We start from the raw sequence: 22,383 nt of genomic DNA, 5'->3' as shown, positions 1-22,383 counted from the left end.
CGATTCAGATCTGCGGTTCGGCCTTGTCCGAAGGCGGTTGCGCGCGTTGTTGACGCGCGAGCTGCGCTTCGCGCCGCGCGATGTAGAGGCTGGCGCCGATCACGATGGCGGCGCCGAGCGCGGTGTAGCGGTCCGGCGTCTCGCCGAACAGCAGCCAGGCCAGTACCGCGACGAACACCAGTTGCAGATAACTGAACGGCGCCAAGCTGGAGGCGTCGGCGCGCTTGAGCGCGTGCGTCCAGCAGTACTGGCCGCTGGTGCCAAGCACGCCGATCACGATCAGCCACGGCCACAGATCGGCGGGTGGCCATTGCCACACGGTCAGCGCGGCGGGCAAGGACAGCGGCACCCACAACCACGTGGTCAGCAGCACGATGGTGTCGGCCGGATCGCTGCGCGAGAGGAACTTGATGCTGATGGTGACGATGCCGGTCATCGCGGCCGAGAACAACGCGACCAGGCTGGCGGCGCTGAAACCGTCGCCGCCCGGGCGCACGATCACCAGCACGCCGACGAAGCCGGCGGCGACCGCGGTCCAGCGCCGCAGCCGCACCGCCTCGCCCAGAAACAGCACCGCGCCGATGGTGACGAACAGGGGCGAGGAATAGGACAGCGCGATCGCCTGCGCCAGCGGCAGATGCGCGATCGCCCAGAAGCCGGCCAGCATCGAGGCGACTCCGATCGCACAGCGCACCACGTAGAAGCCGAGGCGGTCGGTACGCAGCATGCCGAGGCCGCGCGGCCACAGCAGCGGCAATGCCGCCAGCGCACCGAAGAAGCTGCGCAGAAACGCGATCTCGAACGGATGCACGCGCGCCGAGACGATGCGGATCAGCACCGCCATCGTGCCGAAGCAGAGCGTGCTGGCGACCATCATGACGACCGCGCGCAGCGGCAAGACGGAAGCCGTGGGCGACGCGGCGGCGGGCGTGTTCACGAGCGGGCGGTCGGGACGGCGAGGGTGGCGCATCCTAACATCGCCGCGTGCGCCGCCGCCGTGCGCGTTGTCCTCGCGACCATCGCTCGGCTACGCTGCGATGCCTTCCTGCCTGGGCTTGCGATGGACTCTGCGCCTACCTCCTTCATCGTCGCGATTCCGGCGCGCTACGGCTCGACGCGCCTGCCCGGCAAGGCACTGCGGCTTCTGGCCGGCGAGCCGATGATCGTGCACGTGGCGCGGCGCGCGCGCGCGGCCGGCGCGGCCGAGGTGGTGGTCGCCACCGACGATGCGCGCATCGAGGCGGCGCTGGTGGGCAGCGGAGTGCGCGTGGTGATGACCGCCGCCGAGCACGCCTCGGGCAGCGACCGGTTGGCCGAATGCGCCGATCGCTGCGCGTGGGCGGACGATGCGATCGTGGTCAATCTTCAGGGCGACGAACCGCTGGCACCGGCCAGCGGCATCCGCGCCGTCGCCGCGGCTCTGGTCGAGGACGACGCGCCGATGGCGACGCTGGCGACGCCGCTGCACGACGCCGGCGAATTGTTCGATCCCAACTGCGTCAAGCTGGTGCGCGGCGTTTCCGGCCGTGCGCTGTACTTCAGCCGCGCGCCGCTGCCGTGGCCGCGCGATGCGTTCGCGCACGATCGCGCGGCGCTGCCGCCGGGCACGTTTCTGCGCCACATCGGCATCTACGCGTATCGCGCCGGTTTCCTGCGCCGCTATGCGCGTCTCGCGCGCACGCCGTTGGAGGCGCTCGAATCGCTCGAACAGCTGCGCGCGCTCGAACACGGCCACGCGATCGCCGTGCGCCTCGCGCCCGAGCCGTTCCCGCCCGGTGTCGATACCGCCGAAGATCTCGCGCGCACCGAGCGTCTGCTTAGCAGCGCCGCGCGCTGAGTCGTTTCGCTCGAGCGAGCGAAGAGGTCCGTCAATCAACGATGCCGGATGCGGCGAGTGCGCTGATCCGCGTCGCTCGCCGCATCCCGCGGTGCTTGCACGTTGCGCTATTGGGAACGTGCGGACGAACGTTCGCGCATCAGTCCGGATCGCAGATGCCGCAATTGGGGCTGCAGATCGCGCGGCAGGCATTGCCCGCGCTGCCCTCGGCGCACATGCAGCAGCACGGCCGCGCGAACGCGGTCATGCTGATCCCGAGGCCCATCGCCAAGGCGCAAGCCGACAGCAGAAAACGATAGTTCAGTTTTTTCATGGGTTGCTCCGATAGTGGTTGCGAATGCACACAGAACACGACGTCCAATCGCGAGCATCGCCGCCTCCCTGAGGCCGTCCGGCCCCGGCTCGCGCCGGCCTGCCGTAGCAGACCGGGCTTTCTCCAAAAATACTGCTCGGCTCGACGCCGGCGATCACTGTTCGATCATGGCCAGCGATTCGCGAATCGCGTCCGGACGAAAGCCGGTGATGCGCCGATTTCCGACGAACAGCTGCGGCACGCCGCCGCCGCCGAGCGCCTTGAAGTCACGCGCGGCATCGGCCGAGCGGTCGACCACGAAATCGCGGTAGTCCACGTGTTCGTCGTTCAACAACTCGCGCGTCTTTTGGCAGTAGGGACAGCTCGACGTCGAAAACAGGACCACCGAGGTCTGCGCTTGCCGATGCAGCTCGGCGTAGTCGCCGGTGACGAACGCGGGTTCGGGAAACCAGCGTTCGTAGGCGGCGCGCAGAGGCGGGCCGAGCCAAATGCCGGCGCCGAGAAACGCCGCGACCAAGATCGCGTTGACGAGCATCTTCATGAGAGTCCTCAGTCAGGTTCGATGAAACCGGCCGTGCGCCGCGCCGCAGCTCACCACGGCGTCGCGACGAAGCCATGGTTGTGGTTGGCCGCATCGACGTAGTAGCCGGCGATCACGCCGAAGCTGTTGATGTGGGTCGGGAAGGTCTGCACCGCGCCGGGCACGTCGAGATAGCGGAAGCGACCGCGCGTCTGCACGAAGCCGTGATAGTGGTGCGCGGCGTCCATGTAGTAGCCGACGATCTGGTCGGTGTCGTTGATGCCGATGGCGACGGTGCCGCCGGGTCCTGCGATCGGCACGTCCAGCGCGGAGTAGCGTCCGGCGGCGTTGCGATAGAAGCCGTGCGTCGTGCGCGGGTCGGTGTACCACATGCCGACGATGCCGCCGCTGTTGTCGATGCCGAGCGGATACGTGCCGAGCGAGCCGGGATAGTCGATCGGCGTGTCGTGACCGTAGCGGCGCAGCATGCCGTGCTGGATGCCGTCGGCATCCCAGTACACGCCGGCGATCGCGCCGAACAGATTGACGTCGTCGCAGTTGGAATGCAGATGGCCGGCGAAATCGATCGTTTCGAAGCGGCCCCACTGCAAGGTGTAGCCGTGCTGGTGGTTCGATTCGTCGGTGTAGAAGCCGCACAGCGTGCCGAGATCGTTGGGACCGCCCGACGCGCTGCCGCGATCACCGAATTGGCCGTCCGGATCGAGCGACTCGAAGCGGCCGTTGCGATGGGTCATGGCGTGGATGGGCGAGCCGTCGACGCGGTATTCGCCGGCGAGGTCGCCGAAATCGTTGATGCCCCAGAGTTTGGTCCAGGTGGTGCCGGGGTAGTCGAGCGTGCGGTAGTTGTAGGGTGCGGCGGCGCTTGCCGCGGCGGCGGCGGTGGCTTCTGCGGCCGCGTCGGTGGAGAGATCCGATACGGCGGCACCGGCGCTGGCGCTCAGCACGAGCAGCAGTAGGCCGGCGCTGCGGGCGTTGCGACGGCGTGAAGTGCGGGGGTGAGACATGTGTTGCTCCTGAATTTCCGGGGGAGGTTCGGACGGTCGGGGGAGGCCGCCGACGGCGCGGAGTGCGGCCGTCTCTGCTTACAGCGCAAAACGAATCGACGCACCGACACGAGGTCGTCGCGCTAGACTGCGCCGGCGAATGAACGCCGAGCCGGACATCACGGAATTTCTCGCGCGCGCCGCCGGCGGCGATGCGGCGGCGGTGGATGCGCTGATCCCGAAGGTGTACGCCTCGCTGCGCCAGCTCGCGCGGCGCCAACTCGCGCGCGAAGGCGCGCACACGCTGGAGACGACGGCGCTGGTGCACGAGGCGTATCTCACGCTGGCCAAGCAAAGCGGCTTCGAGTTCTCCGATCGCGCGCACTTCTACGCCTACATGAGCCGCGTGATGCGCCACCTCTTGATCGACCATGCGCGGCGCAAGAGCGCGCAGAAGCGGCAGGCGGCGGACGAAACCGCGGCGGAAGCCGAATCGGGCATCGTCGATGTGCTCGCGCTCGATCAGGCGCTCGATCAGCTCGCGCGTCTCGATGCGCGCCTCGCGCGCGTGGCCGAATTGCGCTTGTTCGCCGATCTCTCCAATACGCAGATCGGCGAGATCGTCGGCGTCAACACGCGTACGGTCGAGCGCGACTGGTTGAAGGCGCGCACCTTTCTCGCCGGCTGCTTGCTGCCGGAGGCATGAGGCGATGTCGGACGCGGCCTTCCTTTTGCGCTAGTGAAGTTCATGCGCTCGCCTCCCTCCCGCCGATGATCGCGGCCTTCGCCCAGCGTTGGTCCGAGATCGAGCCCTTGCTCGACGCCTTGTTCGACGTGCCCGCCGCCGAACGCGCCGGCTGGCTGCGCGGGCACTGCGAGGACGACACCTTGCGCGTGCTGGTCACGCAGGCGCTCGACAACGTCGCCGGCATCGCTGGCCTCGAACGCGGCATGGGGCAATGGCTGCCGGGGCTGGCGGAAGACGCGGCCGACGCGCTGCCGTCGATCGCCGGTTATCGCGTGCTGCGCTTCGTCGGCGCCGGCGGCATGGCCAGCGTGTTCGAAGCCGAGCGCGAACTACCCGGCGGGCCGCAGACGGTCGCGCTGAAGCTGTTGCGCGTCGACGTGCACGATCCGGACGAGCGCCGCCGTTTCCTGCGCGAACAGCGCATCCTGGCGCGGCTGCGGCATCCGCACATCGCGCAACTGCTGGACGCCGGATTCACGCCGAGCGGCACGCCGTTCCTGGCGCTCGAATTCGTCGGCGGCGACGATCTTCTGGCCCATTGCGAACGCCGCGGCCTCGGCGTGCGCGAGCGCCTCGCGCTGTTCGTCGAAGTCTGCGCCGCGGTCGAGCATGCGCATCGCAGCCTGATCGTGCATCGGGACATCAAGCCGAGCAATGTGCTGGTCGGCGCCGACGGCTTCGTCAAACTGGTCGACTTCGGCATCGCGAAGCTGCTCACCGGCGAAGGCGAAGCCACGCGCACCGAAGCGCGGCGCCTGACACGCGCCTATGCCGCGCCGGAGCAGATCGCCGGCGCGCCGCCGACCACCGCGATCGACGTGTACGCGCTCGGCATCTTGCTGGCCGGCTTGCTCGGCGCGCGCAAGCCGCCGCGCGACGGCGCTGACGCGCCCGCGTTCGACGTGGCAGCCTGGCGCAATACGCTCGGCGCCGACCTACACGCGATCGTGCGCGAGGCAACGCAACCCGATCCACAGTTCCGCTACGCCAGTGCCGCCGCGCTGCGCGAAGACGTCGAGCGTCATCTCGACGGCCGCCCGCTGCATGCGCGTGCCGGCGGCGTCGCGTATCGCGCGTCCGCGTTCGTGCGGCGCCATGCGCTGGCGGTCGCGATCGGCACGGCGGTCGGCGCGATCCTGCTCGCCGCGACCGTGCTCAGCTCCTACGAATCGCAACGCGCGCGTCGCGCCGCACAGGAGGCGCGAGCGCAGACCCTGCTGGCCGAAGACGAAGCGCGCCATGCGGATGCGCTCAAGAGCTTTCTGGAAGGCTTGTTCGACGGCGCCGCGCCGCAGGCGAAGGCGGACGAATCCACCGTCGAGCTGCTGGCGCGCGGGCGCGAACGCGCCGAGCGCGATTTCGCCACGCGGCCCGCCTTGCGCGTCGAGATCCTCGGTGTGATCGGCGACCTCGAGCGGCGCAGCGGCGTACCGGAGCGCGCGCAAACCTCGCTCGAAGCCGCCGCCGCGCTGGCGGCGGCGCAGTTCGGCACCACCGACCGCCGCACTTTGCACGTCGAAACCTTGATCGCGAAGAATCTCGACGAACTCGGTCGCGTGCGCGAGGCGACGACGCGACTGCGCGCAGCGATCGCGGCGTTCGAAGCGGGAGCCGGAGCCGAGACGCCCGAGCACGTGCTCGCGCTGGCCTGGCTGGCCGGTTTGGAAGAGCGCGGCGGCGCGGCGGCGCCGGCGATCGAACTGGGCGAGAAGGCGCTCGCGCTGGCGCGTCGCGTATTGCCGGAAGACAGCGAAGAGCGCACCGAAGCGGTGACGAATCTCGGCTGGATTCTGATGGACGCCGGCCATGCCGATCGCGCCGAGCCGCTCTTGCGCGAAGCGCTGGCGCGCAAGCGCGATCGCTTCGGCGAGCGCCATCCCGACGTCGCCGAGGCGATGGAATATCTGACCTTCGCCCTGGTCCGGCTCGGCCGCTACGGCGAAGGCGAGCGGCTCATGCGCGATGCGCTCGACATCGACGCCGCGGTCTACCCGCGGCCGCATGCGCATCTGGCGCGGCATCTGAACCAGCTCGCGATCGTGTTCGCGCTCGAAGGCAAGCTGGCCGAGGCGGATGCGTTCTACGCGAAGTCGATCGAGGTCGATCGCGCGCTCGGCACGTCGGCCGCGCTGAACGAGGCGATCGGCCTGGGCAATCGCGCACGCATCCGCTTTCAGCAGGGCGACTACGCCGAGGCCGAAGCGGGCCTGCGCGACATGATCGCGCGCAAGCAGCGCTTGCTCGGTGCGGACTACGGCGACAACGGCCGCGACTACGATCAAGCCAGCCTCGCCGACGTGCTGGTCGCACGTGGACGCTTGGACGAGGCGCGAACTCTGCTCGAGGCCGCCCTGGCCGAGGCGCGGCAGCGGCATCGCGACGCGCATCCCGACACCGCCTACGCGATGACCGTGCAAGCCCGCTGGGCGGTGGCCGGCGGCGAGCGCGAGCGCGCCGTCGCTGCCGCCGCGGAAGCCGTCGCCATGTACGCCACGCTGGCCGATCCCATCAGCGAGAAATCGATCCGCGCGCGCCTGCTCTACGGTCAGACCTTGCAGGCGACGGGTCGCAGCGAAGAGGCGAAGCAGCCGTTCGAGAGTGCGTTGGCCTCGATCGCCTCGACCGTGCCGAGCGCGCCGGCGCTGCTGGCGCACGCGGCCGCGGAACTTGCGCGCGTCGAAGCGGCGCTCGGTGACGCCGCGTCGATGAACCGACTGCGCGGCGAAGCCGAAGCTGCGTTGGCCAGGAACGGATCGGAGCCGAGCCTCGAGCGCGATGCGGCGATGAAACTACTCGCCGACTCGTCGATCGCGGCGAAGCCCTGAGACTTCGGCCGCCGCGAACGTCCGGCCGCTAGGTCGGTCGAATCTCTTGTCCGGCACGATTGGGTTGCTCGAACGGCCGCCCTGTTCCGGGGCGCAACGCGCGCCATTTTGCCGCCTGTTCGGCGAGGTCGAGTTCGAGGTTCGGCACGGCGCTGCCGAAAACGACCGGTACGACCGCCCAGCGCTCGATCGGTTTTCCGTCCGCGCGATGCGGCAGGTAGGTGCTGGCCGTCGCTGCGCGTTTGGCCGCGGCGTCGATCGAGGCGAAACTCGACGAACGCAGCACCACGACCTCGACCGGTTTGCCGTTCACGTCGATGCGCAGGCCGAGCAGGGTGTAGCCGCTCCAACGGCTGCCCTTCATCGAAGACGGCAATCGCGGACGCACCTTGCTGAGGAATTGGATGCGGTTGGAGTCGCTGCCCATGCCGCCGCCCCCGCGCCCTTGATCGCCGTCGGTGCGGGCCGTATTGCTCGATGAAGCCAACGACGCCGCTGCTCCCGGCAGCAGGGACGAGGGACGGCCGGCGTCGTCGCGTTGCGGCGGCGGCAGCGGTTCCAGCGTCAGGACGGCGGCTCGCGCTTGCGCGCGCGGCTTTTCGCGTGGCGTCGCCGCCAGCTCGATCCGCGCGATTTTCGGACGAAGGTTCGCGCTGGTCGGCAGCGTCTGGGCGCGCGCCGACGGCGCCGGCTCGTCGGCCGGCGGGCCGGGAGCCGCGCGCGGCGAATCGGGGATCAGACGGACGAAGATCGGCTCGTCGTGCAGGGCCGTAATCGGCTCGGACCGATCACCGAGCACGGCGAACAGGGCGAGCACTATCGCGAGATGCAGCAACAAGCTGACGGCGAGTGCCGTGATGCGCTGTCCGTCGACATCGAGCCGCAGGGAAACGGTCATGACGTCACCTCTTTCGCAGGATTCCGCGCCCCGATTTCATCCAGGACGATCGTTGCAGATCCGAGTGCCGAAGAATTTAATGCATTCCGTTACGGGGTGAAAGCGCGCCCGATTGTGCTTCAAGTATCAAGAACGCGCGCTTGCTGTAGCCGCCTCGGCGTTTGACTCTATGATGGCGAAAGGCGCCCACACGTCGACGTCGGTTCTCTTGGGATTTGAATGAAGCCGAGCAACGAGTTTTCTTTCTTGTTCGTTTGCATGGGCAACAAACGGGCTAGATTCTAAGTATTTGTTCGGACAGAACAAAATCTAATCTCTCCGGATTCTCTCCGCTTCGTCTCCGGTTCAACCCACAGCGATGCGCACCCACTCGGCGCCCCGCGAGTCGTGGTAGAGGCTTGTGCTGCGCGGGTCGCGATGTCCCAACAACTCTTGCGTGTCGATGTTCCCCTGAGCTTTGTACAGGCGCTCGGACAGCGAGCGAATCTCGTGAAACGTTGGAGGCGTTCTATCCTTCCAATCGATGCCGAGTTCGACGATGCAGTCGGACCATCGGCGCGTAATCGTGTCCACCCATATCTCACGGCCACGCGGACTGTTGGCCCATGGCTGAGTCTGGTGGATCAGGTGCTTCGACAAGACGCCCGTACCGCGACAATTCCGCACCACGTCGGCGAGGCTGATGCCCACGGCATCGAGGCGCAGCGAGAGCGGCAGACACAGCCGCTGACCAGTTTTGCTCTGCTCTACCCACCAAGCTTCGTCATGAACATCAGCGAAGCGCGCCGATGCAATGTCCTCGCGACGCTGCGCACTGACAAGCGCTAGGTTCGCTGCGTTGCGCAGCCAGTCGACGGCTCGCTCTCGCGCGGCAAGGAATACGTCGAGCGTTAGGCGTGCCCGCTGCACTTCGACGGCAACGCGCTCAGTGACCAGGACCGGATTCTGCGTGATCCATCCCGCCGCGACGGCGGCTCGGAAGAAGTCTTTCAGGAAGGAACGCCAAGCTTGTGCAAGGCGCTGCTTCCCCTCGGCTTGCAATGCCTCGATCGCGCCGCTTATGGCGAGCGTGTCGATCCTCGCAACCATGGTGTCGTCCTTGAACGACTCGCGTGTGCGCTTCAACAGGCTGCGGTAGGTGCGGCGGGTGTTGTCCGAGAGTTGCCTCTTCGCCAGCGCCTTCTCGTATTTCTCTGCCCATGCCTTCACTGTCCTGTCGGTGGAGCCATCCAAGCGGTCCACGAGTCTCACGCGTTGTAGTTCGCCCGCTACGGATAGGTTCGCTTCCACGGCATCCCTGATCGCGGCAGCGCGATCCCGGCCAAGTCCGAATTCACGGCCATCCGGATGCGTCCACGAGTAGTAACCGTCGCGCTCACGCAGCCCGCGTGGGAATCCCCGGTTACGCGCATTTCTTTGGTGTGGTGCCACGGGCAATCCTATTGACGAGGCGATTTCGTCGAATCGCAGGAGCGTAGCGAGCGTCCGGGCTGACCATGTAGATACGACCATGCTTCTCGGGTTGCGGCGTGATCCGCGCATCGCGCGCCCAGCGGCGAAGCGTGTCAATGCCTGGCGCGTTCTCACCGTAGACCGATTCGGCCCATGTTTCGAGTGGTACGAGTTGAGGGGACTTCTCTGCCGCCAGCCTGCCGCGCATGTTGTCACTTCGCATCTTGGTGGCCTTTCAGTGCGGGAGGTTCGATCGGCTCCTTGGAAAAGCCAGGTAAGCCGTGCAACTCTGCATACCTACGAACTTGAGCGGGTGTGACGGGGCTTATCTCGGCACGGATTCTGGCTGCGAATTCTGTAGCAACCTTGCGCGGATTCCGTTCAACGCACTGTGCAACCTTTTCTCTCATCGTCAGCGCAGCGGCTTCAATGATTTGTTCCTCACTTCGCATCGCTGCTCTCCTTCCAAGGCTTCCAGGCATGTACGTAGCACGGACCCCTGACGACTCCTTCAGGTAGTAAGAGGCATCGAGCTATCCCATACGGATATCGGTTACACACCAAGCCAAATGGAGTTCGCTTGGCACACCGCAGGGTGACTTCTCCGTCGTGATCCATGAGCCATACGAGTTCACGGCCGAGCAAGAGCGCTGTGACACGTTTCAGGAAGTCAGCCATTGCTCTCTCCTGACGATTCGCGGATAGCGGCGTCGATGGCGGTGTCTAACTCGACGCCTCGATACGTTTGTCCCATGCCGCCTGATTCTCTAGCGACAGTCCATCGCGGACAGGTGAAGTCGGTAGTCTTCGCTGCATCGCGAAGCCACCGATAGCGCTCCGCATCCCTCCGCATGAAGCGACTGCCTGCGTCGATCTGGCGGGCGCGGTTGTAGATGGCTACGCGCTCGTTTGCAGCATGAATCTCGTCGTAGCCAGCGCGCTCCCAAAACGCCTGCGCGATGGCCTGGTCGGATGGTCTATCGCTCATCTTTCGTTACCTCAATCGTTACTGTGAAGCCGGGGCCGGGAAGGGTGATCTTTTCGGCGAGGCCTCGACGGAATAGGTCGCCCGCCGCTTCGATGACGGAACGCTCTAGTTCCTCGCGCAGCACGTTGTAGGGAGAGTTCTTGTCGAAGACTTGTTCGGGGAAGTCAGGCATCACGCACCGCCTTCGGCAGCGCCGGAAATGGGCTTGAACAGGACCGGACGTGATGGACTCATGTCGCCATCGGACACGATCCACCAGTGTCCGTCAGGCCATGCGCCTTGATACGTGCATTCGTGGCGTCCGGTGCTGCCGGCCTCAATCACGAGAAACGTACTGCCGTCTTTGGGGCAGTAAATTGCGTCGCGCCACCCGAAGTCACTTAACCGCTGGTAGGCATCGAAAAGCATGCGAATCGCTGATTCTTCGTCCGGCATCAACTCGTTCTTCCGACGATTCGATGCCTCGAACTCGGCAAAGATTCGATCCGCTTCGTCAGCATGCAATGGTTCGTGCCAGAAGCCGCGCTCCTTCGACCAGAAAGTCTTGTGGCCGACAACGTTGCTATCGCTCATGCGCCTTCTCCGGCCAGCCGCGAGCGTTCCTGGAAGCGCTTCCGTGCCGCACGCGCCTTGAGACCTACCTCGGTCGGGATGAGTCCGTACGCCTCCCCATCTTCCCGTAAGAAACGATCTTCGTCGTTCGCGTAGAACGCGCACACTTCTTCCAGGAGATGCAATTCGGCAATCAGTGACGACACTTCATCCGACACCGGCCGCAGGGGCGCATCCTTTGGCAACTCGTCCGGGACGTCTCCGTAGTGGAACTTCACGGAGACAGCGTCCCCGCACTTCTTGCAGGACAGATTAGCAATCGTGGTTGTAGCACTCTCGCGCTGCTGGGGCGCTGGTCGGACACGCTCGGCAGCTTCCAGCGCTTCCCGCATGAGTACGTCTTCGCCGGGTATAGCGCCGCCGCACCAGCGTTCGTGCGCCGTAGCGTCGGATAGCAGCGCCGCTTCGATCATCGCGTCAGTCACAATGCAGAGATGCTGGGGCGCGGGGTGGATGTAGAACTCGGTTCCGGCTTTGAAGTCAACCCAAGGCTTGTGCCAGTGGAGTACCGGGCCGTACTCATCGACCCCGTCCAACACGATCACCGGCTCCGGCGCGCTCGGCTGCTCGACGCTGCGGAGGGCGGCAGACACTGCGAGAACTGCTGCTTTCTCGACATCATCGATGTAGCGGCCGCCCATTCTCATGCGCAGTGCGGAGAGAGTGAGTTCGACTTTTTCGTACTCGATTTCCAACAGTCTCCGCGCACGCTGCTCGATGTCGTCAGTCTGCTCGGACGCTGGCGGGGTGCGGCGGTTCAGGACTTCCAAGACCTGCTGCGCTCGCCTAATGCACGAATCGTCTCCGAATCCAGGAGAACCATCAGCCATCGTTACGCGGATTTCGTCGCAATTCGTAGGCCGAGCTTCGTCCGTCAGGCGATAGAGCAGGGCGCCCTGAATCAGCCAGTCACTCGGCAGCGCATCGCTCGGGGTTGGGGTAGGGGTCATGCTGCTTTCTCCAGCGGAGTGAACGCTGAGTCGTAGCGCTTCAAGCGCTTCCACAGACTCAACGTGTTGAGGAAGATGGATTGGCCGTCCGTGATCTCGTCTGCCGACCAGATGTGATGCGCGACGCACCCAGGATGTGTACGGGATACGAACAGGTTGCAGCAGATGGCGCGAGGAAGGCCGAGGCCGTACTGGTATGCGGCAAGCTGGTAGTGCTGGTCGTAGGCAAGCTTCTTCCCGTCGCTGAAATCGCCATCCTTGCCCTTGTAGTCGATGACGATTCCGGTAGACGGAGAGTGCAAGTCCACCTTTCCACCGAAGCCCGTCCAGTGCGCGAAGCTCTTCTCGGCCACCCAATCGAGGACATTCGGGAACAGTTGCTTGATCCGGTCACGTACAGCAGCGACATGAAGGTGATAGGCGTTCGGGACGTACTTGCCTTTGAACGACGCCTCGATCGCATCGTGAATGCGCGTGCCTTCCTCGGCTGCCTTCTTCGCCTGCTGCTGTGAATCGGTCAGCACACGAGCGAGATACGTCTCATCGTCCTCACCATCGACACGCGGCAGGGTGAGCGCAGCCAAGATTCCCTGTCTGACTTTCCAGTTCTCAAGCTGGGGCTTCGCCAGAACCTGTAGGACGGTGGTCACGCTCGGCACGAGTCCGAGCTGACGATCCCATCGCAGGTTCACCCCACGAGTGCCACCGTCCTTGGTGGCGATCTCGTAGCAGGGCGAGCCGTCCCGCTTGTACCAGTGGCCGGAGTCGTTCATGGTCAGAACGGAATGTCGTCGTTGGGCTCGCCATGCGTGGCGGCGTACTGCTTTGCTGCCTCGTCTTCTGCCTGCTCCCTGTTAGACGCCTGAAGCTGCTCGCCAATCTTCTTCTGGAGCCACTCGGGCAGGCTGTCGTAGCTGCGCTCGTCGTCCGGCGCGTAGTACAACAAAGGGTTCTCGGCCTTCATCACCGGAAGTCCCTTGGGCATTGCGCTGATGCTGGCGATGTTCGAATAGGTCTTGCCGTCAGCGGAGTCCGTCTCGACGACGGACAACATGCAGGGCTTCCCCAGGATCGCGGAGACGTCGAAGTCCTCGGCATCGCTGTCAGAGAACTTCTTCCCACGCCAGCCTTCCAGATGCTTCCGCAGCGTGGCCTTCTCGGACATGCTCGCGGTGTAGTACGTACCGATGGTGATCGGCCCTTCGACTTTGCGGCCGTCCTTTTCGTATTCGACGCGTTCGTTGGGAACCTCGAATCGCACGTAGATTTTGTGCTTCGGGTTCGGATACATGCGGCTACCGGGCTGCAAGCCCACGTCCGCGACGAGGTTACATACAGCAAGGTGGGAGCCAGCAGGGCAGCGCTTGAAATCTTCACCGCCACCAGTCGCTTTGAACTTCATCGGCATTTCAATCTCCTTCATCCAAGGTCAGTGCAGTCTTCGTCTTCGGTGTCTTGGTGCATCGCGGCTTCGATCCGCGCGTACTCGTCAGCGAACGCAATCCGTTGTCGCTGTGCGACGTCTTCCAAACGTTCCCTCTGAAGTCGCATGCGCTCGTCGAATGTCGGGACTGCGTTCATCTATGATCTCCGCCAGCTACCGGCTGGCACGGTGTGTTGAATGGGGTGGATGCGCCCGGTGGTGATCTCCGGGTTCTAGGATTTGGTGTCGGCAATGCTTGCCAGTTGACGCCCCAGCACCGCGCAGTCACCACCTGCGCCCTCGCATCCGTGAAATCTGTGTCCCGTATCGCCGGGACCACGCGGTGCCGTGACCTGTCTAATTTTCCGGCTGCCACCACAGTTAACGATTGCGGCTCGGGCTATCTCCGGGGTTGCCGGCTCACTTGGGTCTTATAGCCATCAGTCCCTAAGTTGGTGGAGCTGGCAGGACTCGAAACCTGCTCCTGTTCCGCACGGGCTTTGCGCTTTCTTGCCACTCGGCCGACGTCTCGGTTGCAGGCTTCTTCGCATTACCGTCCGCTCAGTGGGTTCACGCTAAGAACAGGTATTGCCCACTTGTGCGCGTCCTTCCGCGCCGCAGCTCCGTGATCGTTACCGCAGGCTTATTGCTGAGATGATTCGTTCGGCTTCACGTGATCGAACCGACTCCGGTTTCAACTGCTCGGCCAGTGACAATTTCACTGCGAGGTCGTCCTTACTCATGCCGATCGCGAGAGCAATTCCGCCGATGATTGCGGAAGCGTCGCTACGACTCAGAACGACTCCGCCTGTGTTGACTGGGCCAAGCGCGCGCACGAAGTCTGCTGCGTGCGTATAGGGATGACGACCGTCGCTCATTTGCTCACCACCCCCGTTATCGGGTTGAGGCGGACGATGCGGCATTGGTCGTTGGGCACGAAATCGCGCCATTGGCGCGCGTCCTCCCTAGAATCATGAAGCTCAACATCGCCTTCGCTATTGACCGTCGCCCAGCGTGGAACGCCGTTGAGATTCACCCTCATCCCCGTCTTGAGCTTCTTGGTTGTCGCGTTGCTGTGGGTTGCCATGTCAGGCTGCCTCTCCAGCTTCGGGGATCGGTTGGTCGTCTTCGCCGCTCAACCAAAGTCCTTTCTCGGCGTCACCAACAAAGAAGTCTTCCGACTGCGCATAACCACGCGCCGTGTCCTCATCGTTCGTGCCGAGGATGTTGCCGTTCATCGTGTTGGCGATCAGATATCGAAACTTCATGTCGTTGTCCTTAGTCGCTGCTGCTGCATGACGAATCGGACGAGCTGCTTGAGCTGTCGGAACTTGAGCAAGACGAGTCCCACGATCCGCTCGCACCACCGCCAGAGAAGTCGCCGCCGCCTCCAGTGAAGTCGTGGCTGTGCGACGTAGGCGGCCACTGAATAGGCGTCGTGTCAGAGTCGAATGGTCCCGGCGGGTGCGGGGGATACCATTGCTGGGGCCAGTCTCTCGGCAGCATCGCGCTAGAAAGCGCATCTCCGTATGCATTGAAGTGAATCGAATCCGTATGACGATTGAGTCCCTTCCTCGTCCAGAACTTCTCACCGCAAAGCGAGCATCTGTGGCTTTTCATCGTTTACTCCTACGCCGCACTCGGCGGCTCGTTGTCGTGAATGGCGCAGCGCGCCCACTTGATGGCTCGGTCCGAGGGGCGTCTTGCCAGTCGGGGTAGAACTCCCCGCAGGCCACATCGAGCGCAAACAGAGCCCTTGTGAATGACCATCCGCCATTGGCAAGCTGCTCAAAAGCAATGGCGGCATAGCCGCACCAGCAGACTGCGAGTTCATGGCGTCCATGAATCTCGCGACCGTCAGAATCGCGAGCCTGAGAACCCTTCGTCCAACACTCCGGCCTCTCGATCTTCTTCCGTGCTGCTGTTAGGAGTTCGATGGTGTTCATCCGACGACTCCTGCTCCAACAGGCGGAGACATCGGCCAATCGACCCGCATCAAGTCGTGGATCGCCTCATGCAGGCAGCCGTCGTCTTGCAGTTCGCCGATCTCCGGGTTCGCCAGCCGCAGTAGGTTGCAAATCTGGTGCGCACGCATGGCGAATAGACGAACACGCATCCACGCCTCATACCGAGCAGCAGCGAGCTTCTCGTCGTCGATCGTGTAGCGTCGTGGCGAGAACTCGCTCGCGCACTCGCGATCGAACTCGATGGACTCTCGCACGACGCGGATCACTTCAAGGAGCTGCGTGTTGAGTTGCGCATCGGGCTTGCCTTGGGCCGACTCTCTCGCCACGGCCCAAGCGGAACGAGCTGCTACCAACAACTGTTGTTCGTTCACGACAACCTCCGATCTTCGATAGCCTTCATCTCGCGCTCGATACTCATGGCGATACCTCATCGCGTGCGTCGTCGTAGGCGCTGGTACGAATCTGTTTCTCGGCTTCGCTGCGTAGACGTGCGCAGAACTCGACGTCATCGCCGGCAAGGAACAGTCGCATCAGAGGAAGGCCGCGCTTCACGCCGGGAACGGAATGCACGTTCCCTTGGCTGTCGGGGTACGTGTATGGGTCTTCCACTTCGATCAGCTGCCGGATGGCGGCGCTCATGCGAGCGGGATCGGCGATGCGCTCCTGGGACAGGCACTCTGCTCGACGTTCGATACGATCGTCCTCGACCGTTCTGCGCTGTCCGATGTAGTCCCAGGATGGGCTGGTGCGTAGGAGGGCGTTCATTCGCTCGCACCTCCGCGCACGGCGGCGAGTGCTTTCCTGACGCGGCCGACAACAGCCATAGCCGTGGCGTGGTCGGAGCAATCGATCTCGATGCGATCACCGTTGTAGCGAAGCGGCGGATCGACTAAGGCGGCTACCGCAACGGTTAACTCGACAAAGGCGTCATAGGCGACTCGTGATTCGACTCGTGCCTCCAAAGAGCGCCTAGTTCCTACGGTTCTATCGCGCTCATAGCCTGCTTCGCGCGCGTCGTCTTGAATGACATCGAACGCATACACCGGTTTCGTCTGCTCAGCCATGGCTCGCGGCTCCTTGGGTGACGAGGAGTGATTCGAGCAAGCTGTCAGCGGCTGTGAACGCAGCAAGGCGGATTCCAAGTTCCAGCTCCGCCTTATCGAGTGCAGCCCTTGCCATGCACCAGGCATCGCGCGCCTCGTTGATCTTGAGTTGGATCGGCTTCGCGTCCTCAAGCCACTGGCTATGCAGCCGGCACGCGAGAGAGGCGGCATCTCGATCGAAGCGGCTGTAGTCCTCCCAGCAAACGTTCCCTGGCGCGCCTTCGATCCAACCCCAGGCGCCGCCATTCGTCTGCGGGTGTCGATTGGTGCGAACGAACCATTGAGCGGTGTTGTGCGGAATCGCCTTGCCATTGACTTGGACACACGCGGATTCGCCTGGAGCAGTCAGCTTGCGTTCGGCGCTCATGCGGCACCAGCCTTCGCGAGGGCGTCGGCCAACTCGTTGATGCCAGTTATCCATTTTGTGAAAGCCTCCAAGCCCGGCCCGTGGTTACCTTGCTTGACGCAGGGTCGATTTAGCGGACAGCCGTCGCACGGGTCTTTCTGCTTAGATTTGCCGTCATGCCAGCCAACCCAACGCGGCGCGCAGATTGAGCGGGCAGCAGGCGATCTTTTTGGATAGTCAGTCTCACTGTGCTGACGCGTCTGCGTCGGCGTGAACTGCGCGCTCATCACAGCACCGCCTGGACGATCAGCCCGCAGAGAACGAGCAGCGCAGCGCCGATCGCGAACAACGAGAGGAAGCCAACCAGCTCCGGCGCGATGTCCTTGCACCACTGAACAGTTCGGTGCGCATTCGATCCGTTGACCTGGCGGCTGTACTCACACCATGTCGGTTCGTTCGTGCGGAGGTCTTGGCGGGTCACGGCGACACCTGCTTCGACGCTTCGGCGTCAGCAAGGCGCTTCATATCGGCTAGCGCGGATTCGTTTCCGGAGTAGAAGTCCGGAACGCGCTCCAAACTCGGGTCACTTGCCTGGTAGATCAGGGCGGCAGCAACGGAAGTCCCGAGCGCGTATTCCAAGGCTCGGCCACCATCACCCGCCAGATGCACAACCCAGCCGGCTCGGCAGTGCGTCGTTTCGCACGAGTGCCAAGAGCCCATCTCCAATGCGTGCGGCTGAGACGCAGCGGCGTATACCTGCTGATGAATATTGGGGATGGTTACGGGACAGGCTTTGCCGTCCGCACCGCGCAGGTCCGCACCGCTCAGGTCCGCACCGCGCAGGTCCGCACCGCTCAGGTCCGCATCGCGCAGGTTCGCACCGCTCAGGTCCGCACCGCTCAGGTCCGCACCGCGCAGGTTCGCCTTGTCGGCGACCGCCTTCTTAGCGGCAAGCCCCAGCTGGACGGAGTAGGCGGCTCCAGCGATCTCGGCGGTCAGCTCGCACTCGTACTGCGCTTCGCCGGTCCAACGGTTCTTGATGCTGAACTTCATGAACTTCTCCTGGGCGCTTGCGCTGATGGCATCTGCCCATGAATAGGGGTGGTGGGTCTCGTTGCCTGTCGCGCCGAACCGTTCTAGACGCAGCCGCTCGCTGCGAGGCAGCTTCCGTCGCCACTGCGCGATCAAGGCGCTTTGCAGCAAGCGCCGAGGCACGAGGCTAAGAAGGAAGGACATGTCCGGTGGCGACCGAAGTGCGCGTGTCTTACCGGCACGCGCGACGGCTATCGCCACGTGCGGCCTGGGCTGCGTCATAAGCGTCGGCGAGAACCTTCCGGCGCAGGGTTGGGATGTAGTCGACGGTTTCCGCGAGCTGCTTGATGCTCGTGAAGTGAGCGTTCGACTCACGGATGAGCATCAGGTTGATGCGATGAACGGCGTTCTTCGCCGGACGGGTCGAGCGGGTGGCAGCTGCTGCGTTGTCCATGTCCTTCTCCCATGCGCCGGGTGGCGTCGATGGGAGGAAGAATCACATATCGTGATGTATCTGTCAACACGAAGTGTGATGTTTGGTCAGACTTTCGATCGTGCGGCGCAGCAGCGGAAGTTCTTGCGCAGAACCGATCAGTGTGTATAATACACACCATGAAGAGCGCGGACCTAATCAAAGAGCTGAAGGCAAACGGCTTTGCGCTGATCTCGGTCCGCGGCAGTCACCACAAGTATCGGAATGCGGCGAACGTGACGGTGATTGTTCCGCACCCGAAGAAAGACCTAGGAAAAGGCCTCGTGGAAGCGATTAGGAGGCAGGCTGGGCTCGACTAGCGAGCCCATGCTCTCGACCATTCCAAGCCAAGCCCTAACCCATGCCCAGGAGCGTGCGCGCTCCGACCAAAGAGAGTAGAGAGCCATGCGGTATCCAATTGCCATCGAACTCGGCGACGAGAAGAGCGCCTACGGCGTGATCGTCCCGGATCTCCCCGGATGCTTCTCCGCCGGCGACACGCTTGACGAAGCAATCGTCAATGCGGAGGAGGCGATCCTGTTGTACTTGGAGGACGCGATCGACGAGGGCAAGGCGCCGCCGGCGTCAACCACGCTCGAAGCATTGCGCGCCAAGAACGACTATAAGGAGATGACCTGGGCTGTCGTAGACGTCGATCTCGCCAAGCTGAGCGCCAAGGCGACGCGGATCAACATCACGATAGCCGAGCGGCTGCTCAACACGATCGACAGCTATGCCAGCAAGCACGGCGAGAGCCGTTCGGGCTTCCTGGCTCGGGCAGCCATCGAGGCGATGTCACGGGACGCGGCTTAGCTCGCGCGATTTCTTACGCCCGCGCCGCAGCAGTGCGGGCTGTCAGGTGGAAAAAGTGCGACCTGCGGGCTTGTCGCGTACCTCGTCACCGTACGTCATGGTCGCGTCATAAAATTCCGGGATTCCGTCAAGGATCGGTCAAGACCGAAGTGGGGAGCCGCGTTGCAATCGCAGACTCGCCAACCAACGGAGCGTCCCATGATTCGCCATCTGCTCTTGGCCTTATTCGCGCTTGCGAGCTCCGCCGCCTCGGCCGAGATCGTCCAGGTGCGCTACACCTTTGCCGATATCGCCGGCCGCTCTTACTTGTGGGGTTATTTCGGGGGCGACCTTGGGCCGACCGAAGGCACCATCCTCGGCGCCCGGTTGGTGTTCCATGACTATCGAGTGACGGAGGGACTGAACGCCGCGCAGTTCCACTTCGACTTCGCACTGCCGACGACAGGCCCGGCGCCATACATCGTGCTAAACGGCACGGACATGGGTTGGTCGGGGACGGGCTCGTTCGACTACGAGCAGACGTTTGACGGCTTCAATGGCGAGATCCTGCCGGGCCGCTTCGGGGCGGAGATCATGCACATCTTGGACGACGGAGCGCCCGTCACCGGCGGCACGTTCTACGGCGATCACTACCTTGAATTTACGGTCGACCGCATCATGCCGGACCCCCTCTTCTCGGACGGGTTTGATACAGAGGCTCCAAAGCGCCCTGAAGGCGATGCCGAGGTGCTACGGCTGGAGTAACGGCCTCCAAGTGCAGGACGGTGTCAGTGAAACTGCACCGTCCCTGGTCCGGACCGGGCGCGCTAAACCTTTGGGGATAAGGGGTTAGCGGAGGCTACGCAAGTGCAAGCCGGTCGCTCTCAAGTTGAGCAAGTTAAAGAATTGGTGACCGGATGAGGGCGGGACGACGCAGAACTTTCGATCGTGCGGCGCAGCATCACAGCGCTCGCGATCGGCACTAGGCCTTTGGGGACGAGGGGTTAGGTTTGACGCACGGTTCGTGGGCTAGCCGTCGAAACTTTGAGGATCGATGGCGATCGAAGCGCTGGAAGGAATTGAATGAATGAGCGCTCGGAGCGTTGGAAGGAGCGCGCGGAACTTGAAATTGCAAGAATTCCAGCGGGTTAGGAATTCGTCGCGAACCGGCTAAGCGGGAGGAACAGCGTTCCGTGAGTCCCCGACAAGTCCTGCGCGAGCGGTGTTGAAAAGTCCTGTTAGGACAGCAACATAGATATGAACCAAAGGGGCGTTTAGGCCTTTTGGCGTATTGTCAAGGCTTGCAATTCTCTGTAGGATCAAATTGCAGTCGGTCCAGACTGGCTGCGTTGGGGAGTATGACCGGCGTGGCCGGTTTCTACCGGCGCCGAGAGGCGCCGTTTTCGTCTAAGGAGGCGGGGGAGGGCATGAGCGACGGGGGAAAGACGGAAGAAGTGAAGAAAGAACTTGCTGATGTGCTCGGTCTAGTTTGGAACCATGTAGTCAAGCAAGTGAACAGATTGATTGATGCACATGAAAGATTTGGATTCATGGAGTTCAAGGAGAACCTGAATCCTAGTTTAGAGGACGTAATTCGAGGCTTCGAGTTTATAGATTATGCATTGTCCCAGTTGCTGGATAGCAAATTGCTTGAGCATGACGAGACGAGAATTGCCTTAAATTCGAAGCAATGCATCCTTAAAATCAGAGAGCTTTCGCTAGCTTGTGATGATAAGGTTAAGGATGAGTATGATAGGGTTATAAATGACTTGAAAAAACAGTCATTAGTTTAATGAGTTTTTTGGAGATGAGGAGATTAATATGTCCAACCTGAGCCTCGATCTGCTTGCCTTAGCAGAACCTAAGAGCAGGCAGGACTGTATTAGTTTGGCTTGCGAGATATTGGCTGAACTAGAAAACATCAGCGCTCATTTCGAGGCAGCCATTGCCAGATGTGAGAGTAAAGCTAGGGCGGCAGCTTAAGAATTCTGCTTAGCCAGTATGAGCCCCGCCTAGCGCGGGGCTTTTTCTTTGCGCATTGCGAACGGGGTGGCTCTGCCGGTCACCCCGCGCATCTGTTACCGAGTTCGCTCTACGGGCACGAAACCTTCGTGCCGGTCAGTTGTGTGCCGCCACTGATCTGTGCGCCCGTATTCCCTGATGCCAGGATATTCGAGTAACAGCTCGATGCATTACCGAAATCAAAGCCTTTCCCCGCGTTATCGAGCGCGCTGTTGTTAACGCTCAAAGTACCGTTCGATTGAGTCTTGAATCCGCTGTCACCATTTCCTTGCGCAACCGAATCCTTCACTACCGAACCACCCCAGAAGCCGACGCCACCGTTTAGCTGAGAAACCGATCTCTCAATTACTGAGTTGCCGGTGATGACGCCTGCGCCCGTATTGTTCGTGGCCGTCACGTTGACGTACACGCCTTTGAGCGAAGAGTTGATTCCATCTCCGTTGTTCCACGACACATCAGCGTCTGTGAAGTTTGCTACGCAGCCCAAATAGGCTCCTTGCCCATTCTTCGTGATGGAGACATCTTTTGCGTTCATGGAGCCAGAAACCGCGTTGCATCGCAGGCCCCAGTTGCGATTCATGGAAATCTTGACGCCTTGAACGCTGCCGTAGTTGGCTACGGCAAGACCGTCTGCTGATGAGCCAATGATCGACCCATTCTTAACGGTCACACGATCCCCACTCGAGCTAACCAGAGCGTAGTCAAAAGTACTTGTTGTGCAGCTATTTCCGCGATCGAACCCGGGGCTGCATCTGACGCCGCCGTCGACGGCGAAGCCGTTCAAATCTAGGGTGACGTCGTTCGCGGTGATGACGATGGCGGAGCCCGGAGTATGCGCTGCCGCGACGCTTAGATTCGAGTCAAGACGATATGCCCCCGGCTGGCTGATTGTGACTGGAAATCCAGGCGTGTCGCCAGCAGTGATTCCGCCTGCTGCGGCTCCAGCTTGCGTAATGCTTACTGGGCCATCTGCAAATACAGAGCCACTGAAGACCAATGAGGCGGCGGCAATCAGAAGCGAGATTGGGGGCGTCGATTTTTTAGACATGGGCATATTCTCCATTCGTCTGATGGAAGTT

At 62.8% G+C, this 22,383-nt stretch carries 32 protein-coding genes; 8 read left to right on the top strand and 24 right to left on the bottom strand.

Going from position 1 to position 22,383, the window contains the following annotated elements; all coding sequences use genetic code 11:
• Positions 1-4 precede the first annotated feature (4 nt).
• Positions 5-937 carry a DMT family transporter gene (locus AC3QL3_RS14650; protein WP_492894835.1) on the bottom strand — a complete coding sequence of 311 codons (933 nt, stop codon included), beginning with the start codon at positions 935-937 and terminating at the stop codon, positions 5-7.
• A 123-nt stretch (positions 938-1,060) separates the two neighbouring features.
• On the opposite strand from AC3QL3_RS14650, the gene kdsB reads away from it, so the two are divergent.
• Positions 1,061-1,837 carry a 3-deoxy-manno-octulosonate cytidylyltransferase gene (kdsB, locus tag AC3QL3_RS14645; RefSeq protein WP_492894834.1) on the top strand — a complete coding sequence of 259 codons (777 nt, stop codon included), beginning with the start codon at positions 1,061-1,063 and terminating at the stop codon, positions 1,835-1,837.
• Between the two features lie 139 nt (positions 1,838-1,976).
• Here kdsB and AC3QL3_RS14640 read toward each other — a convergent pair whose 3' ends face one another.
• The 3 genes from AC3QL3_RS14640 to AC3QL3_RS14630 all read right to left on the bottom strand — a co-directional run bounded on the left by AC3QL3_RS14640 (position 1,977) and on the right by AC3QL3_RS14630 (position 3,695).
• The gene (locus tag AC3QL3_RS14640; RefSeq protein ID WP_492894833.1) at positions 1,977-2,150 is read right to left on the bottom strand and encodes a hypothetical protein; all 174 of its coding nucleotides are present in this window, start codon (positions 2,148-2,150) and stop codon (positions 1,977-1,979) included.
• 154 nt (positions 2,151-2,304) lie between these two features.
• On the bottom strand, positions 2,305-2,691 hold the full coding sequence (locus AC3QL3_RS14635; protein WP_492894832.1) for a glutaredoxin domain-containing protein: 387 nt from the start codon (positions 2,689-2,691) through the stop codon (positions 2,305-2,307).
• Between the two features lie 50 nt (positions 2,692-2,741).
• Positions 2,742-3,695 carry a hypothetical protein gene (locus AC3QL3_RS14630; RefSeq protein ID WP_492894831.1) on the bottom strand — a complete coding sequence of 318 codons (954 nt, stop codon included), beginning with the start codon at positions 3,693-3,695 and terminating at the stop codon, positions 2,742-2,744.
• A 139-nt stretch (positions 3,696-3,834) separates the two neighbouring features.
• Between AC3QL3_RS14630 and AC3QL3_RS14625 the strand changes: the two genes are divergently transcribed.
• Positions 3,835-4,380: an ECF-type sigma factor gene (locus AC3QL3_RS14625; RefSeq protein WP_492894830.1), complete on the top strand. Its 546-nt coding sequence runs from the start codon at positions 3,835-3,837 to the stop codon at positions 4,378-4,380.
• Positions 4,381-4,445: 65 nt separating this feature from the next.
• Positions 4,446-7,247 carry a serine/threonine-protein kinase gene (locus AC3QL3_RS14620; protein WP_492894829.1) on the top strand — a complete coding sequence of 934 codons (2,802 nt, stop codon included), beginning with the start codon at positions 4,446-4,448 and terminating at the stop codon, positions 7,245-7,247.
• Between the two features lie 28 nt (positions 7,248-7,275).
• On the opposite strand, the gene AC3QL3_RS14615 is transcribed toward AC3QL3_RS14620, so the two are convergent.
• From AC3QL3_RS14615 to AC3QL3_RS14525, 19 genes are all read right to left on the bottom strand, one after another.
• Positions 7,276-8,145 carry a TonB family protein gene (locus AC3QL3_RS14615; protein ID WP_492894828.1) on the bottom strand — a complete coding sequence of 290 codons (870 nt, stop codon included), beginning with the start codon at positions 8,143-8,145 and terminating at the stop codon, positions 7,276-7,278.
• Positions 8,146-8,490: 345 nt separating this feature from the next.
• Positions 8,491-9,576: a tyrosine-type recombinase/integrase gene (locus AC3QL3_RS14610; RefSeq protein WP_492894827.1), complete on the bottom strand. Its 1,086-nt coding sequence runs from the start codon at positions 9,574-9,576 to the stop codon at positions 8,491-8,493.
• Positions 9,548-9,805 carry an excisionase gene (locus AC3QL3_RS14605; protein ID WP_492894826.1) on the bottom strand — a complete coding sequence of 86 codons (258 nt, stop codon included), beginning with the start codon at positions 9,803-9,805 and terminating at the stop codon, positions 9,548-9,550. Before AC3QL3_RS14605 ends, AC3QL3_RS14610 begins: the two co-directional genes overlap by 29 nt.
• A gap of 462 nt (positions 9,806-10,267) precedes the next feature.
• Positions 10,268-10,585 carry a hypothetical protein gene (locus AC3QL3_RS14600; protein ID WP_492894825.1) on the bottom strand — a complete coding sequence of 106 codons (318 nt, stop codon included), beginning with the start codon at positions 10,583-10,585 and terminating at the stop codon, positions 10,268-10,270.
• Positions 10,575-10,757 (bottom strand): hypothetical protein, encoded by a 183-nt coding sequence (locus AC3QL3_RS14595; protein WP_492894824.1) that lies wholly within the window; start codon positions 10,755-10,757, stop codon positions 10,575-10,577. The genes AC3QL3_RS14600 and AC3QL3_RS14595 overlap by 11 nt, the downstream gene beginning before the upstream one ends.
• Positions 10,757-11,158, bottom strand: a complete 402-nt coding sequence (locus AC3QL3_RS14590; protein ID WP_492894823.1) for a hypothetical protein — start codon at positions 11,156-11,158, stop codon at positions 10,757-10,759. Before AC3QL3_RS14590 ends, AC3QL3_RS14595 begins: the two co-directional genes overlap by 1 nt.
• A complete protein-coding gene (locus AC3QL3_RS14585) occupies positions 11,155-12,147 on the bottom strand; it encodes a hypothetical protein (RefSeq protein ID WP_492894822.1) in 993 nt (330 codons plus the stop codon). The genes AC3QL3_RS14590 and AC3QL3_RS14585 overlap by 4 nt, the downstream gene beginning before the upstream one ends.
• Positions 12,144-12,920: a hypothetical protein gene (locus AC3QL3_RS14580; RefSeq protein ID WP_492894821.1), complete on the bottom strand. Its 777-nt coding sequence runs from the start codon at positions 12,918-12,920 to the stop codon at positions 12,144-12,146. Before AC3QL3_RS14580 ends, AC3QL3_RS14585 begins: the two co-directional genes overlap by 4 nt.
• Before the next feature lie 2 nt (positions 12,921-12,922).
• A complete protein-coding gene (locus AC3QL3_RS14575; protein ID WP_492894820.1) occupies positions 12,923-13,555 on the bottom strand; it encodes a phage replication initiation protein, NGO0469 family in 633 nt (210 codons plus the stop codon).
• A gap of 647 nt (positions 13,556-14,202) precedes the next feature.
• The gene (locus tag AC3QL3_RS14570; protein WP_492894819.1) at positions 14,203-14,448 is read right to left on the bottom strand and encodes a hypothetical protein; all 246 of its coding nucleotides are present in this window, start codon (positions 14,446-14,448) and stop codon (positions 14,203-14,205) included.
• Entirely contained in the window at positions 14,445-14,657 is a 213-nt protein-coding gene (locus AC3QL3_RS14565; RefSeq protein ID WP_492894818.1) for a hypothetical protein, read from the bottom strand. The genes AC3QL3_RS14570 and AC3QL3_RS14565 overlap by 4 nt, the downstream gene beginning before the upstream one ends.
• A 1-nt stretch (position 14,658) precedes the next feature.
• Positions 14,659-14,838 carry a hypothetical protein gene (locus tag AC3QL3_RS14560; protein WP_492894817.1) on the bottom strand — a complete coding sequence of 60 codons (180 nt, stop codon included), beginning with the start codon at positions 14,836-14,838 and terminating at the stop codon, positions 14,659-14,661.
• Between the two features lie 674 nt (positions 14,839-15,512).
• A complete protein-coding gene (locus AC3QL3_RS14555) occupies positions 15,513-15,908 on the bottom strand; it encodes a hypothetical protein (protein ID WP_492894816.1) in 396 nt (131 codons plus the stop codon).
• Between the two features lie 43 nt (positions 15,909-15,951).
• On the bottom strand, positions 15,952-16,302 hold the full coding sequence (locus AC3QL3_RS14550) for a hypothetical protein (RefSeq protein ID WP_492894815.1): 351 nt from the start codon (positions 16,300-16,302) through the stop codon (positions 15,952-15,954).
• Entirely contained in the window at positions 16,299-16,601 is a 303-nt protein-coding gene (locus AC3QL3_RS14545; protein ID WP_492894814.1) for a hypothetical protein, read from the bottom strand. The genes AC3QL3_RS14550 and AC3QL3_RS14545 overlap by 4 nt, the downstream gene beginning before the upstream one ends.
• Complete coding sequence (locus AC3QL3_RS14540; protein WP_492894813.1) at positions 16,594-17,007, bottom strand: hypothetical protein; 414 nt, start codon at positions 17,005-17,007, stop codon at positions 16,594-16,596. Before AC3QL3_RS14540 ends, AC3QL3_RS14545 begins: the two co-directional genes overlap by 8 nt.
• A gap of 265 nt (positions 17,008-17,272) precedes the next feature.
• Positions 17,273-17,467: a hypothetical protein gene (locus AC3QL3_RS14535; RefSeq protein ID WP_492894812.1), complete on the bottom strand. Its 195-nt coding sequence runs from the start codon at positions 17,465-17,467 to the stop codon at positions 17,273-17,275.
• Positions 17,464-18,222: a pentapeptide repeat-containing protein gene (locus AC3QL3_RS14530; protein WP_492894810.1), complete on the bottom strand. Its 759-nt coding sequence runs from the start codon at positions 18,220-18,222 to the stop codon at positions 17,464-17,466. The genes AC3QL3_RS14535 and AC3QL3_RS14530 overlap by 4 nt, the downstream gene beginning before the upstream one ends.
• 28 nt (positions 18,223-18,250) lie before the next feature.
• Complete coding sequence (locus tag AC3QL3_RS14525) at positions 18,251-18,472, bottom strand: hypothetical protein (RefSeq protein WP_492894808.1); 222 nt, start codon at positions 18,470-18,472, stop codon at positions 18,251-18,253.
• A gap of 11 nt (positions 18,473-18,483) precedes the next feature.
• Between AC3QL3_RS14525 and AC3QL3_RS14520 the strand changes: the two genes are divergently transcribed.
• From AC3QL3_RS14520 to AC3QL3_RS14500, 5 genes are all read left to right on the top strand, one after another.
• Positions 18,484-18,810, top strand: coding sequence for a type II toxin-antitoxin system HicA family toxin (locus AC3QL3_RS14520; protein WP_492894806.1), 327 nt, complete (start codon positions 18,484-18,486; stop codon positions 18,808-18,810).
• Between the two features lie 85 nt (positions 18,811-18,895).
• Complete coding sequence (locus AC3QL3_RS14515) at positions 18,896-19,303, top strand: type II toxin-antitoxin system HicB family antitoxin (protein ID WP_492894804.1); 408 nt, start codon at positions 18,896-18,898, stop codon at positions 19,301-19,303.
• A 198-nt stretch (positions 19,304-19,501) separates the two neighbouring features.
• A complete protein-coding gene (locus AC3QL3_RS14510; RefSeq protein WP_492894802.1) occupies positions 19,502-20,047 on the top strand; it encodes a hypothetical protein in 546 nt (181 codons plus the stop codon).
• 602 nt (positions 20,048-20,649) lie between these two features.
• A complete protein-coding gene (locus AC3QL3_RS14505) occupies positions 20,650-21,075 on the top strand; it encodes a hypothetical protein (protein WP_492894800.1) in 426 nt (141 codons plus the stop codon).
• 28 nt (positions 21,076-21,103) lie between these two features.
• Positions 21,104-21,265, top strand: coding sequence for a hypothetical protein (locus AC3QL3_RS14500; protein ID WP_492894798.1), 162 nt, complete (start codon positions 21,104-21,106; stop codon positions 21,263-21,265).
• Between the two features lie 109 nt (positions 21,266-21,374).
• Here AC3QL3_RS14500 and AC3QL3_RS14495 read toward each other — a convergent pair whose 3' ends face one another.
• Positions 21,375-22,352 (bottom strand): hypothetical protein, encoded by a 978-nt coding sequence (locus AC3QL3_RS14495; RefSeq protein ID WP_492894796.1) that lies wholly within the window; start codon positions 22,350-22,352, stop codon positions 21,375-21,377.
• Positions 22,353-22,383 lie beyond the last annotated feature (31 nt).

This window comes from Dokdonella sp. GW821-FHT11D02, assembly GCF_058808595.1.
The sequence above is the reverse complement of the archived record's forward strand: the minus strand, read 5'-3'. Positions and strand labels throughout refer to the sequence as shown.